A 12,586-nucleotide genomic window follows, 5' to 3' on the forward strand; every position below is an offset into this window, starting at 1 on the left:
GCGGCCTCGCGTGCGGGGCCGGGCGGCCGTCAACCGTCCAGGACGCCGACGGCCGCCGCGACGCGCACGGCCGGGCCGGCCGGGGGCGCGGGACGGTCGGGCCCCAGCCAGTCCTGGACGGCGACGAGCCCGGGTTCCAGGAGCCTCATGCCCGCGAGGAACTCCATGATCCGCTCGTCGCTGCGGTAGGTGATGGGGGCGGTCGCGCTCCGCCCGTAGACCTCCTCCACGCCGGCGACGACCTCCGGGGCGGTGCCGTCGGTGGAGGAGTGGGAGAACACCAGCCGGCTCCCGGGCGACAGCCGGTCGCTCAGCACGCGCAGCAGGCCGACCGGGTCCAGCCGGTCGGGCACGAACTGCAGCACCGCGGTGGCCACCAGCGCGACCGGGCGCGTCCAGTCGATCAGGGGCTCCAGCCCCGCCGCGATCCGCCGCGGATCCCTGATGTCGCCCTCCAGGATCCGCACGCCCTGATCCTCCAGTCCCCGTGCCCGCGCCAGCACGGCCGGGTCGTTGTCGAAACCGACGACGACGGTGGCCGGGTCGACGGCGCGGGCGACGCTGAACGAACTGGGCTCGGTCGGCATCCCGCTCCCGATGTCGACGACCTGCCGGATCCCGCCGCGGACGGCGTCCTCGACGGCGCGGACCATGAACATGCGGTTGTACCGGGCCGCGGGCTTGGCCCACGGCGTCCGCCGCGCGACGCGTTCGGCGGTCTCCCGGTCGACCGGCAGGTGGTCCTTGCCGTCGAGGTAGGCGTCGTAGATGCGGGCGATGCTCGCCACGTGCGGGTCGATCCCGGGCGCGAGGTGGCTCGGGGGGCCTTCGGGGAAACTGGACACGGGCCGGTCCTCCAGTACGGACGGTGCTGGTCAGGGCGGTCGCGGGCTGGTTCGATCGGGCGCGGTCAGGGCCGCAGGGCGGCGGCCAGTCTGGCGGTGGCGGCTCCCAGGGCGTCGACGTCCTCGGCGCCGGTGGTGGGCGACATGAACGCGGCCCGCAGGTGCGCCGCCTCGCCGATCCGGACCGAGGACAGGTAGAAGCCGCCGTCCTCGTTGATCAGGCGGCGAAGGTCGAGCTGCCGGTCCCCCGCCGGCCCGTAGCGGAAGCACAGCACGTTGCTCTCCGGCTCGTACGGCAGCTCGAACCCGGGCGTCTCCCGCAGGCTCTCCCACGCCCGGTGCGCGAGGTCGTACTGCCGGTCGACGTACTCGGCGAGCCCCCGCTCGCCGCGCATCGCCAGCGCCAGCACGATCCGGAGGCCGATCGGCGGTTTGGTGGTCTCGAACGTGCGCTGCCCGGGGTCGACGTCCCGCATCCGCGGCTCGAAGAGGTAGCTGGCGTCCTGCTCGAACAGCCCGTCGAAGGACTCCCGCTCGCGGAACAGCACCCCGGTGGTCAGCACCGGCGCGCGCAGCATCTTGTGCGCGTCCCAGGTGAGCGAGTCGGCTCCCTCCAGGCCCGCCATGAGGTGGCGGTACCGGTCCGAGACCAGCGCCGACGCGCCGTGCGCGCCGTCCACGTGCAGCCAGAGGGCGTGCTCGCGGCAGACGCCCGCCAGACCGGCCAGGTCGTCGTACAGGCCGGTGCCGGTGGCGCAGGCGTTGGCGACCAGCGCGATCGGCCGCTCGCCCCGCCGCCGCGCCGCCGCGATCTCCTCGGGAACGCGGTCGACCAGGATGCGGCCGAGGGCGTCGACGGGGAGCGGCCGCACCCCGTCGGCGCCGAGCCCCATCACGGCCGCGGCCTTGCGCAGCGAGTAGTGCCCGCTCGGCGCGGCCAGCACGACGAGGCGGCCCCGGTTGCCGCGCCGCCAGGAGTCCTCGTCGGCCCGGCCGCGCGCCGCCACCAGGGCGATCAGGTTGCCCAGGCTCCCGCCGTGGGTGAGGGTGCCGGTGCCGCTCTCGCCCCAGCCCGCCCTGGCCAGCATCCAGCGCCAGGCCGCGCGGTCGACGGCGGCGCCCGGCGGGGTCAGCTCGTAGATCAGCGGCGCGTTGTTCAGGACGGACTGGACCAGGTCGGCCACGATCCCCGGCGTGTCGGACGGGGCGATCTGGTGGGCGAGGTAGCCCGGATGGTGGTAGGCCGCCCCGAGGCCGCAGTACGTCCGCACGAACCGCACGAGGTCCTCGGCGTCCATGCCCCCCTCACGGGTCCACCGGCCGAGTTCCAGCAGCTTCTCCACCTCGTCGATCGGGGCCGTCGAGACCACCGGGCGCTCGCCCGACCGCGAGTCGGCGAGGAAGCGCACCAGTTCGTCGAGAACGGCGCCGGCGGTGTCGCGCAGATCGTCCAGGCCGGGGTCCATGCCGGGATCGCCCATGTCACCGCACCTCCTCGTCGCCGTCCACGCACCGCTTCATGATCGAGTCGATGTCGGCGTCCGGGACCCGGTAGTCGCGGACCAGCGACCGCTCCATCAGCAGGATGGTCAGCACGCGCACGTAGAGGCCGGCCGCCGCGGAGCGGCCGTCCGGCACGCCCTCCGCCACCCGCCGCGCCAGCCGGTCGACCGCCGCCGCGTCCAGGAAGCCCGTCGCGCGGACCGACTCCGGGGCCAGCACGTCGGACACCCAGTCGTCCTCCCCGCTCGGGAGCAGCGCCTCCACGCCCGGCACCCGCATGCCGAACTTGCCGCGGGCGGCGATCGGCGCCGGGATCTCGTCGGCGAACGCCGCCCGCAGGATGTGCTTCTCCCGGTAGGCGTCGTTCAGCTTCCACTCGCGGGGCAGGGCGTAGGCGTACTCGACCAGCCGCCGGTCCAGGAAGGGGTAGCGGCCCTCGACGCCGCACCCCGTCCCGGCCCGGTCTCCGAGGCAGGTCATGCCGTAGCCGATGAGGAAGGTGTAGAGGTCCACCAGGGCCGACCGCTCCGCCGGGGCGGCCCGGTCGAAGCCCGGCACGGCCTCGCGCAGCGACGCCAGCAGCGCCGCGTGCCCGCCCGCGTCCTCCCCCGCGGTGAACAGCTCGTCGACCGGTTCGGCCTCGAAGCGGCGCAGATGCGCGCCCAGGGCCGCGTCCTCGCCGCCCAGCCGGCCGGCGTAGAAGGAGAGGATCTCCGCGGCCGGGGTGCTGTCGCTGTGCCGGACGTCGCTCAGCACGCCCTCCAGCAGCGGGGCGAGCTCGGCGGGCGCCGTGTCGCGGAGCCGATCCAGGATCATGGCCTCCTTGGCGATGTCGTAACCGAGGAGGATCTCGTCGGCGCCCTCGCCGCCCAGCATGATCCGCGTCCCCGAGGCCCCGACGTGCCCGGCCAGGATCGCGTACGCCACGGGCGCGGTGAGGTGGAACGGCTGCTCGCACTGGTGGACGACGCCGGGCAACCGCTCCCTGACGTCGGCGCCGGTGACCTTCACCGTGCTGTGCCGCGAGCCGAGCCGGTCGACCAGGGCGCGCTGGTAGGGCTCCTCGTCGACCGGCGAATCGGGGATCTCCAGCGAGAAGGTCCGCAGCGGCTCGTCGTGCAGCCGGCCCACGAGCGAGGCGGTGACCGCGCTGTCGACGCCTCCGCTGATGTACGCGCCGAGGGGGTAGTCGCCGCGCAGCCGCAGCCGGACGGAGTCGGCCATCCGCTCGCGCAGGCCCGCCACGCCCTCCTCGAACGTCTCCGGCGGCGCGCCCCGCTCGTCCAGCCCGCGGTACCAGCGGACGAGTTCGGCCTGGCCGTCCCGGATGGACAGCAGGTGCCCGGGAGGGATCGACGCCACGCCCCGGAAGCACGTCTCCCCCGCCAAGGGGCTCCAGTAGCGGGCGGCCCGGCGGAGTGCGCCGGGATCGATCTCGCGCGCGACCCCCGGCAGCGCGAAGAGCCCCTTGATCTCGGAGGCGAAGGCGAGGCCGCCGCCGGTCTCGGTGTAGACGAGGGGACGCTCGCCGAACGGGTCGCGGGCCAGCACCAGCTCGCGTGTCAACCGGTCGTAGAAGGCCAGCCCGTACTGGCCGTTCAGCCTGTCGAGCGCGCCGCGCCCCCAGTGGGCGAGACTCTGCAGCAGCACCTCGGTGTCGGAGTTGGTGTGGAACCGGATCCCCGCGTCCCGCAACTCCCGCCGCAGCTCGATGTAGTTGAACACCTCACCGTTGAAGCCGACCACGTACCGGCCGTCGTCGGTCACCATCGGCTGGTGGCCCAGCAGCGGGTCGATGACCGAGAGGCGCACCGTGCCGAGGGTGTAGTCGCGGCTGTGGTAGACGCCGGTCTCGTCGGGTCCGCGATGCGCGATGGCCCGCATGCCGCGGCGGATGATCTCCAGCCGCCGGTCTGCCGGGAGGTCGAGTCCAACGAAGCCAACGATCCCGCACATCGGATCGCCCCTTTCGTGAGGCTGGAGCGGCGCGCCGGCCGGTGCGGCGCCTGCCGCGGTCGTGGAGGGGTCAGAGGTAGGCGGGCGCCGGTGCCCCCGGGTCGGGCCGGCCGTCCCTGAGGGCGCGGGCGAAGTCGGCCAGGCGGCCCGCGGCGGCCGAGACGGTCGCCTCGCTCTTGCAGAAGGACAGGCGTGCCAGGTGCCGGCCGGTGTCCGCGGAGTCGTAGAAGACCCCGCTCGGGATCGCCACGACGCCCGCGCGCCGCGGAAGGTCGCGGCAGAACTCGCCCGCGTCGTCGTATCCGAACGAGCGGGTGTCGAACTGGAGGTAGTAGGTGCCCTGAGACGGTAAGCAGCGCACACCGGCCTCCGCCAGCGTCCCGGCCAGCAGGTCGCGGCGGCGGCGCAGCCCCTCCCGGTACGGGCCGAGCCACGGCCCCGGATCCGCCAGGCCCTCCGCGACGGCGGCCTGGAAGGGGCCGGAGCCGGAGAAGGTGAGGTACTGCTTGACGGCGTGGACGGCGTCGACCAGCGGCGCGGGGCCGCACAGCCAGCCGATCTTCCATCCGGTGAGGCAGAACGTCTTGCCCGCCGAGGACACCGCGAGGGTGCGGGAGCGCATGCCCGGCAGCGCCGCCAGCGACAGGTGCGGCACGTCGCCGAACGCCAGGTACTCGTAGACCTCGTCGGTGATGGCGACCACGTCGTGCTCGACGCACAGCGCGGCGATGAGCTCCAGCTCCCGGCGGTCGAACATCTTCCCGGTCGGGTTGTGCGGGCTGTTGAGCACCAGCGCCCGGGTGCGCGGGCCGAACGCGGCGCGCAGCTCGTCCTCGGCGAAGACGAACCGCCCCGGCCCGGGGCGCAGCGTCACCACCCGCCGCCGCGCCCCCGCCAGCGCGACGCCCGCGCCGTAGGAGTCGTAGAAGGGCTCGAACATCACCACCTCGTCGCCCGGCCCGCACAGCGCGAGCAGCGCCGACGCGATGGCCTCCGTGGCGCCGAAGGAGATCAGCACCTCGCGCTCGGGGTCGTACTCGGTGCCGCGGTCGGCGGCCCGCCTCCGGGCCACGGCCTCGCGCAGCGACGGCAGCCCGCGCGTGGGCGGGTACTGGTTCATCCCCTCGGTGATGGCGCCGCGGGCGCGCTCCAGGACGCCCGGCGGCCCCGGATCGTCCGGGGTCCCCTGCCCCAGGTCGAGCGCGCCGGTGCGCCGGGCGAGCTCGGTCATCTCCGCGAATATCGTGTTCCCGAAGCGCTCCACCGCGCTCATCGCCTCCTCCAGGTGACCGCCGGGGTCGCGGCGATCAGCTGTGCCGTGTACTCCTCCTCCGGGTCCACCAGGACCGCCCGGGTCGGCCCCTCCTCCACCAGCCGGCCGCCGCGCAGCACCGCCACCCGCTCGGTGACGTGCCGCACCAGGGCGAGGTCGTGGGAGACCAGGACCAGCGTCAGCTCCAGCCGGTCGAGCAGATCGAGCAGGAGGTTGACGATCTGCGCCCGCACGCCGACGTCCAGCGCCGAGGTCGGCTCGTCGGCCACCAGTACCCGCGGCCGCGGCGCCAGCGCGCGGGCGATCGCGATCCGCTGCCGCTGGCCGCCGCTGAACTCGTGCGGGTACCGGCCGGCCGCCGCCGCGGGCAGCCGCACCATCTCCAGCACCTCGGCGACGCGCTCCGCCCGGTCGACGTCCAGCCGCAGCGCCTCCAGCGGTTCACGGATGATCGCGCCGACCTTCATCCGCGGGTCCAGCGACGAGCGGGGATCCTGGAAGACGGGCTGGAGGGCCGAGCGCAAATCGCGGGCCGGCACCTCCAGCACGGGCCGCCCCTCGAACTCCACGCCGCCGCCGGTGGGACGGTCCAGCCCGAGGATCAGCCGCGACAGCGTGGACTTGCCCGAGCCGGACTCGCCGACGATCCCGTACGCCTCGCCGGGCTCCACCGCGAAGCTGACCCCGTCCAGGGCCCGCACCACCGGACGGGGCCCGAACGGCGACTCGCGCGGCCGCCGGAACTCGCGCACGACCTCGTTCACCCGGATGACGGGCGTCAGGGCCATCGTTCCCGCTCCTCCTCCGCCTCGGCGGTGCCCGCGGGCACCCGTTCGCGGTGCCCGAAGGCCGCCAGATCGCCCGCCGCGAGCAGCGCCCGGGTGCGGGGGTGGGCGGGGTCGTCGAACACCTGCGCGGTGCGGCCGCTCTCGACGATCCGGCCGCCGTCCATCACCATCACGCGGTCGCACAGGTCGGACACCACCGCGAGGTCGTGCGAGATGAACAGCAGCGTCGTGCCCCGCGCGGCGCACACGCGCCGGATCAGGGCGAGGACGCGCTGCTGCACCAGCGCGTCCAGCGCCGTGGTGGGCTCGTCGCAGATCAGCAGCCGCGGGTCGCGCGCCAGCGTGACCGCGAGCAGCACCCGCTGGAGCTGCCCGCCGGAGAGCTGGTGCGGGTAGGCCCGCGCCACGTCCGGATCGGTCTCGACCAGCTCCAGCAGCTCCCGCACCCGGGCGCGGGACTCGGCGCGGCCCGCCCTGGCCGACAGCGCGATCTGGCGGCCCACCCGCTTCAGCGGGTCCAGCGCGGTCCGCGGCTCCTGGAACATCATGGCCATCCACGCCCCGCGCAGCCGCGCGACCTCCCGGTCGGGCCGGTTCAGGACGGGCTCGCCCGCCGCCCGGACCCGTCCCTCCGCGCGCGCACCGGACGGCAGCAACCCCATGATCGCCAGCGCGGTGACCGACTTCCCGCACCCGGACTCGCCGATCAGGCCGGCCCGCTCCCCCGGCGCCAGCGTGAACGACACCCCGGACACGGCGGCCGTCCCGCCGAAACGGACCCCGAGGTCGGAGACCTCCAGATCGGGCACTCCCTCCGCGCCGCTCATGGCCGCCTCCGCCGCGCGGGATCGAGGCGGTCGCCCAGGGCGTCCCCGGCCAGGTTGAAGCCCAGCACCGTCAGCGCGATGGCGAGCGCGGGCCAGAAGACCAGCTCGGGGTGGGTGAACAGGTACGCCTGGTCCTCGTGCAGCATCCGCCCCCACGAGGGCGTCGGAGGCTGCACGCCCAGGCCGAGGTAGGAGAGCGCCGCCTCCGCCAGCACCGCCATCGCGAACGCCACCGTGGCCTGGACCAGCAGCACCGGCGCCACGTTCGGCAGCACGTGGCGCACCGCGACGCCCGGGGCGCGGCGCCCGCAGGCCCGCGCCGCCGTCACGTAGTCCTGGGCCATCACCCGCAGCGTCGCGGCGCGCGCCACCCGAGCGAAGATCGGCACCGAGGAGATGCCGACCGCGACCATCCCGGTGACCGCCGACGCGCCGAACGCCGCGCCCAGGATCAGCGCCAGCAGCAGCGCCGGGAAGGCCAGCATCAGGTCGGCGCCGCGCATGACCACCTCGGACGGCCAGCCGCCGGCCATCCCGGCGGCGATCCCGAACGGCACCCCGACGGCGAACGCGATCAGCACCGCCACCACGCCCACCGCGAGGGTGGCGCGGGCCCCGACGAGGACCTGGCTGAAGACGTCGCGGCCCAGCCCGTCGGTGCCCAGCAGGTGGCCGTCCCGCAGCGGCGGCAGCAGCGCGTGCGCGGGATCGACCCGCGCCGGGTCGTGCGGCGCCCACACCAGGGACGCCAGGCCGGCCGCCACCACCAGGCCGACCAGCAGGAAGCCCGCGAGTCTCATCGTTCCCTCCGGAGCCTCGGGTCGACGGCGAGGCAGAGCAGGTCGACGGCGTAGTTGATGACCAGGACCAGCGCGACGAGGATCATGACGACCCCCTGCACGAGCAGCAGGTCCCTGCCCTCCACGGCCCGCAGCAGCATCTGGCCGACGCCGGGCAGCGTGAACACCGCCTCCACGATCACCGCCCCGGACAGCAGCACGGCGAACTGGACGCCGATGACGGTCAGGACCGGGACCGCGGCGTTGCGCAGCCCGTGGCGCCACAGCGCGCCCCACCACGTGCGGCCCGTCGCCAGCGCCGTCCGGATGTACTCCTGCTCCATGACCTCCAGCACCTCGCCGCGCACGTACCGGACGAGGACCGCCCCCTGGACGAGCCCGAGGGACAGCGCGGGCAGCGCCATGTGCCGGGCCCACCGGTAGGGGTCGGCCAGGGACGCGTAGCCCCCGGCGGGCAGCACCCTCAGCCGCACCGCGAACACGTAGGCGAGCAGGACCCCGGCCACGAACACCGGAATCGCCATCCCCGCCTGGCTGAACACCGATATCAGCGGCCCGGTCCTCCGCCGCGCCGCCAGCACGCCGAGCGGCACCGCCAGCAGCACGGCCAGCCCCATGCCGGTCACCACCAGGGAGGCGGTGACCTGGAGCCTGTCCGCGATCTGCGGCCACACCGCGGTGCGGGTCACGACCGAGGTGCCGAAGTCGCCGCCGAGCATGCCCGCGGCCCAGTCGGCGTACTGGACGGCCAGCGGCCGGTCCGTCCCGGTCTCCTGCCGCAGCGCCGCCACCGACGCCGGGTCGCCGCGCTCGCCCAGCATGACGGTCGCCGTGTCGCCCGGCAGCACCGAGCAGGCGGCGAACACCACGGCCGACGCCGCGAGCACCGTCGCCGCCATGATCAGCGTGCGGCGCAGCACCACCCACGGCATCAGGACTTCCGGATGGAGCCGAGTTCGTACCCGCCGGAGACCACGTTGAGCGGGACGCCCGTCACGCTCTTCGTGGTGACCTGCAGGTTGGGCATCAGCCAGAGCCAGCAGCTGGCCGCGTCGTCGGCGATCGTGCGGGCCGCCTCCCGCATCCCGGCCACCTGCTCCTGCGGCGTCCCCGCGTCGGCGTCCGCCAGGGCCCGGCGGACCTGGGCGTTGTCGTAGTGCCAGTAGTAGGACGGGTCGCCGTACTGCACGATGTCCATCGGCTCGCTGTGCAGGATGAGCGTCATGTCGTACTCGCCCTTGGTGAAGACCTCGTCGAGCCACCGCCCGGGGAACTCCACCTGCTCCATGCTCGCCTGCACGCCGACCCGCCCGAGCTGGTCGGCCACGAACTGCGCCGCCTGCGTCGCGTACGGGCGGGTCGGCACGCGGAACCGCAGCCGCAGGCCGTCCCCGTGCCCCGCCGACTGCAGCAGGCGCTTGGCGGCGGCGGGGTCGTACGGGAGGCGCTTGGAGAGGTCCTCGTACCAGGGGTCGGTGGGCGGGACCATGCTGCCGATCAGCGTCCCGTAGCCGGCCCACACCGTCTTCAGCAGCGCCGCGCGGTCGATCGCCTGGGTGATGGCCTGGCGGACCCGCCGGTCGCGCAGCGCCGGGTGGGACTCGTTGAAGCCGAGGACGACCTCGCCGTTGGTGTGGCCGGTCGTGACCCGGAAGGCGTTCCCGCTCCGGAACTGCGGCAGCGACTGGGGCGCCGGGACGCTGCTGATGATGTCGAGCTCGCCGGCGAGCATCGCGTTGCTCAGGGCGTTGGGGTCGTTGAAGAACCGGAAGGAGGCGCTCCTGAACTGGGTCTTGGGGCCCCAGTAGGCGTCGTTGCGGGCCAGGACGATCCGGTTGCCCCGGTCCCAGCGGTCGAACCGGAACGGGCCGGTGCCGACGGGCCGGTCCGCCAGCGAGCCGACGGCCTTCTCGTTCAGGATGACGCCCACCGGGCCGGCCAGGTTGAGCAGCCACAGGTTGCTCGGGCGCTTCAGGTTCACCTCGACGGTGCGGTCGTCCCTGGCCTCGACGCCGGAGACCGCGGCGAACTGCTGCCGGAACGGGTGGCGGGACCCGGCGGCGGTCACCCGCCGGAAGCTGTACACGACATCGCGTGCCGTGAACGGCTCGCCGTTCCCGAACTTCACCCCCTGGCGCAGGTGGAAGACGTAGCGGCGGCGGTCCCGCTCGACGTCCCACGAGGAGGCGAGGCCCGGTCTGACGGCCCCGTTCTGGTCCCGTTCGACCAGGGTCTCGTAGACGTTGCCCAGCAGGATCGAGGGGATGGACGCGTTGGGCGTCACGGTCAGGTCGAGCGTCTGCGGCTCGGTCACGCCGCCCAGGACCAGGGTTCCGGGATCTTCCGGGCCCGTCCCGTCGGCCGCCGGGGAGCAGGCCGTCAAGAGGCAGCCGCCGACGGCCGTCAGGGCGGCCAGGCGCAGGCGGGCGCTCCGCTTCACGATGTCGGTCCTTCCACGGGGAGCGGCCGCGGCCGATGGCCCGCGGCTCGGTAGCGGGGTTGCGCCGGCGGTGTCTCGCCGGCGGGACGGAAGGCGGGTCGGTGGGCGGGCGTGGGGGATCGGCCTCGGGCGGGGATCAGCCTCGCCGCGCGCCGCGCAGCGAGCGGCAGAGCATCTGGACGCGGCTGGAGGCCGCCAGATCCCCGTTCTCGGCCCAGATGGACGTGCGACCGCCGAGCAGGCCGTCGCCGGCGGCGGGGCTCTCGGTGTGGACCAGCAGCCACTCCGACTCCGGCCGGAGGGCGTGGAAGGAGACCGACAGCGAGATCGTGGGGGCGATGTGGGTCAGGGGGCCGGGCTCCAGGGCGATGACGGCCGCCAGGAAGGGGAACACGTCCGCGGCGATCACCGACCGCCCGGCGTCCAGGTAGGGGTCGGGGAAGCACGGCTCGGGGCGGAACCGCAGCCAGGAGGTGCGGATGGACTCCTCTCTCGGGTCTTCCGGCCACATGAGGTGGCGGGTCTGGTCCAGCGGCCGCTCCTCGACGTGGCGCCAGAACGGCTCGCGGTACTGGTGGGCGGGCGGCAGCAGGCGCTCGTAGGACTCGAGCCCCTCGGGGCGCGGTCCCCCGGGCGGGCTGACGCTGCGCGGCGGAAGGCCGTCCAGCCCGGGCTCGACGACCCAGACCAGTGCCTCCAGGATCAACGCGTTCGCCTGGGTCATCGACACGCGGACCGAATGGGCCCGGCCGGAGGCGCGGAGGGTCACGGTCGTCAGCTCGACGCCCCCGGGGGCGGGACTGCGCAGGAAGTGGCACTCCAGGCTCGCGGGGCGCATCCCTGGAACGTGCTCGCCGGCGGCTCTCAGGGCGATGGTCGCCAGATAACCGCCGTTGGGGCCCCAGAGGTCCCACTCGTCGCTCACCTTGGCGTTCCAGTTGCCGGACCCACCGGTCACCTGGGTGTCTCCCGCCAGATCCGCCATCCTCGCACTCCCTGTCCACCGGCTCGGGCGCCATGCGAGCGCCCCGGTGCTCCGCCTGCCGGCCGCCCTCCTGGGCAACCCTCCCCCGCCCGCCGAGCGGGGTGCAAGGAGGGCCGCGCGGTCCTGCCCGCCGGTCCCGCCGACCGCCTCAACTGCGCCGACGCGCGCGTTGACGTCCAGTTGACAGGCCCATGACAGGGACTCCCTATCTTCGGCGTGGGAAATCCCCGTCATGTGCTCCGAGACACCGAGAACTCCGGCCCGGCACCGAACGTGCCGGGCCAGAAATTCGATGGAGGCATCGCAGCATGTCGCTCCCGACGACACGTCCGACGACCGCCGGCCCCGTCCCCCCGGGCCGCCCCCCGTCGGCCCCGGGCAAGATACTGACCACGCGGACGGGCCTGGTCCTGCCGCCGCGGCTGCCCCTTGACGCCTGGAAGGAGATCGGCGCGGAGCTCTCGGTCCTGTGGGACTCCGCGACCTGGTGGCAGGGGGACTGGCTGGTCTACGGCCAGGACCGCTACCCCGACCGCTACCAGTACGCCCTGGAGGACTCCGGACTCGACTACCAGACACTGCGCAACTACGCCTGGGTGGCCCGCAGGTTCCCGCCGGGACGGCGCCGCGCGCGGCTGAGCCTGCAGCACCACGCCGAGGTCGCCTCGCTGTCGGAGGAGGACCAGGACGAGTGGCTGGACCGCGCCGAGCGGGAGGGGTGGTCGCGCAACCGGCTGCGGCGCCACCTGCAGGACCATGAGGCGGGCGGGCGCCGGCTGGGCTCCGGGCCCGACGGCACGCTGGCCCTCAAGGTGCCCTCCGGACGCCACGAACGCTGGCTCCGGGCCGCCGAGCGGCGCGGCAGCGGGCTGACCAGCTGGATCGCGCAGGTGCTCGACCAGGCGGCCGAGCGGACGCTGGAGGCGTCGCGTCCCGTGCCCGGTCCGCGCGCCCTGCACCACCCGGCCGCCGCCGACGGTCCGGCCCGGCACCCCGGCGACCACCGTCCGCCGGACCACCGACCGTCCGACCACCGTGCCCGGATCCCCAGGCACCACCCCGCCGGCGCGGCGTCCGCGGCCAAGGACGCGTCACCGGCGCGCACCGGCGCCGCCTGACCCGGCCACGCGCGAATGTCCGGGGCGGGTCCCGCGGGACCCGCCCCGGAC

The 12,586-nt window shown here is 74.6% G+C and carries 11 protein-coding genes; 1 reads left to right on the plus strand and 10 read right to left on the minus strand.

Features of this window, described 5'->3' with window-relative positions:
- Positions 1-29 precede the first annotated feature (29 nt).
- The 10 genes from ACZ466_RS51550 to ACZ466_RS51595 form a co-directional block, all read right to left on the minus strand.
- Positions 30-845 carry an SAM-dependent methyltransferase gene (locus tag ACZ466_RS51550; protein ID WP_464042256.1) on the minus strand — a complete coding sequence of 272 codons (816 nt, stop codon included), beginning with the start codon at positions 843-845 and terminating at the stop codon, positions 30-32.
- Positions 846-910: 65 nt separating this feature from the next.
- Entirely contained in the window at positions 911-2,326 is a 1,416-nt protein-coding gene (locus ACZ466_RS51555; RefSeq protein ID WP_378282792.1) for a pyridoxal phosphate-dependent decarboxylase family protein, read from the minus strand.
- Position 2,327: 1 nt separating this feature from the next.
- The gene (asnB, locus tag ACZ466_RS51560; RefSeq protein ID WP_378282791.1) at positions 2,328-4,304 is read right to left on the minus strand and encodes an asparagine synthase (glutamine-hydrolyzing); all 1,977 of its coding nucleotides are present in this window, start codon (positions 4,302-4,304) and stop codon (positions 2,328-2,330) included.
- Between the two features lie 70 nt (positions 4,305-4,374).
- Positions 4,375-5,577, minus strand: coding sequence for an aminotransferase class I/II-fold pyridoxal phosphate-dependent enzyme (locus ACZ466_RS51565; RefSeq protein WP_378282790.1), 1,203 nt, complete (start codon positions 5,575-5,577; stop codon positions 4,375-4,377).
- A complete protein-coding gene (locus tag ACZ466_RS51570; protein WP_378282789.1) occupies positions 5,574-6,365 on the minus strand; it encodes an ABC transporter ATP-binding protein in 792 nt (263 codons plus the stop codon). Before ACZ466_RS51570 ends, ACZ466_RS51565 begins: the two co-directional genes overlap by 4 nt.
- The gene (locus ACZ466_RS51575) at positions 6,356-7,192 is read right to left on the minus strand and encodes an ABC transporter ATP-binding protein (RefSeq protein WP_378282788.1); all 837 of its coding nucleotides are present in this window, start codon (positions 7,190-7,192) and stop codon (positions 6,356-6,358) included. The genes ACZ466_RS51570 and ACZ466_RS51575 overlap by 10 nt, the downstream gene beginning before the upstream one ends.
- Positions 7,189-7,992 carry an ABC transporter permease gene (locus ACZ466_RS51580; protein WP_378282787.1) on the minus strand — a complete coding sequence of 268 codons (804 nt, stop codon included), beginning with the start codon at positions 7,990-7,992 and terminating at the stop codon, positions 7,189-7,191. Before ACZ466_RS51580 ends, ACZ466_RS51575 begins: the two co-directional genes overlap by 4 nt.
- The gene (locus ACZ466_RS51585; protein ID WP_378282786.1) at positions 7,989-8,924 is read right to left on the minus strand and encodes an ABC transporter permease; all 936 of its coding nucleotides are present in this window, start codon (positions 8,922-8,924) and stop codon (positions 7,989-7,991) included. Before ACZ466_RS51585 ends, ACZ466_RS51580 begins: the two co-directional genes overlap by 4 nt.
- A complete protein-coding gene (locus ACZ466_RS51590) occupies positions 8,924-10,432 on the minus strand; it encodes an ABC transporter substrate-binding protein (RefSeq protein ID WP_378282785.1) in 1,509 nt (502 codons plus the stop codon). Before ACZ466_RS51590 ends, ACZ466_RS51585 begins: the two co-directional genes overlap by 1 nt.
- A gap of 136 nt (positions 10,433-10,568) precedes the next feature.
- Entirely contained in the window at positions 10,569-11,417 is an 849-nt protein-coding gene (locus ACZ466_RS51595) for an acyl-CoA thioesterase (RefSeq protein WP_378282784.1), read from the minus strand.
- Between the two features lie 308 nt (positions 11,418-11,725).
- Here ACZ466_RS51595 and ACZ466_RS51600 point away from each other — a divergent pair, with 308 nt between their 5' ends.
- Positions 11,726-12,535: an LmbU family transcriptional regulator gene (locus ACZ466_RS51600; RefSeq protein ID WP_464042261.1), complete on the plus strand. Its 810-nt coding sequence runs from the start codon at positions 11,726-11,728 to the stop codon at positions 12,533-12,535.
- Positions 12,536-12,586 lie beyond the last annotated feature (51 nt).

The sequence above is a fragment of the Actinomadura rugatobispora genome (assembly GCF_055379765.1).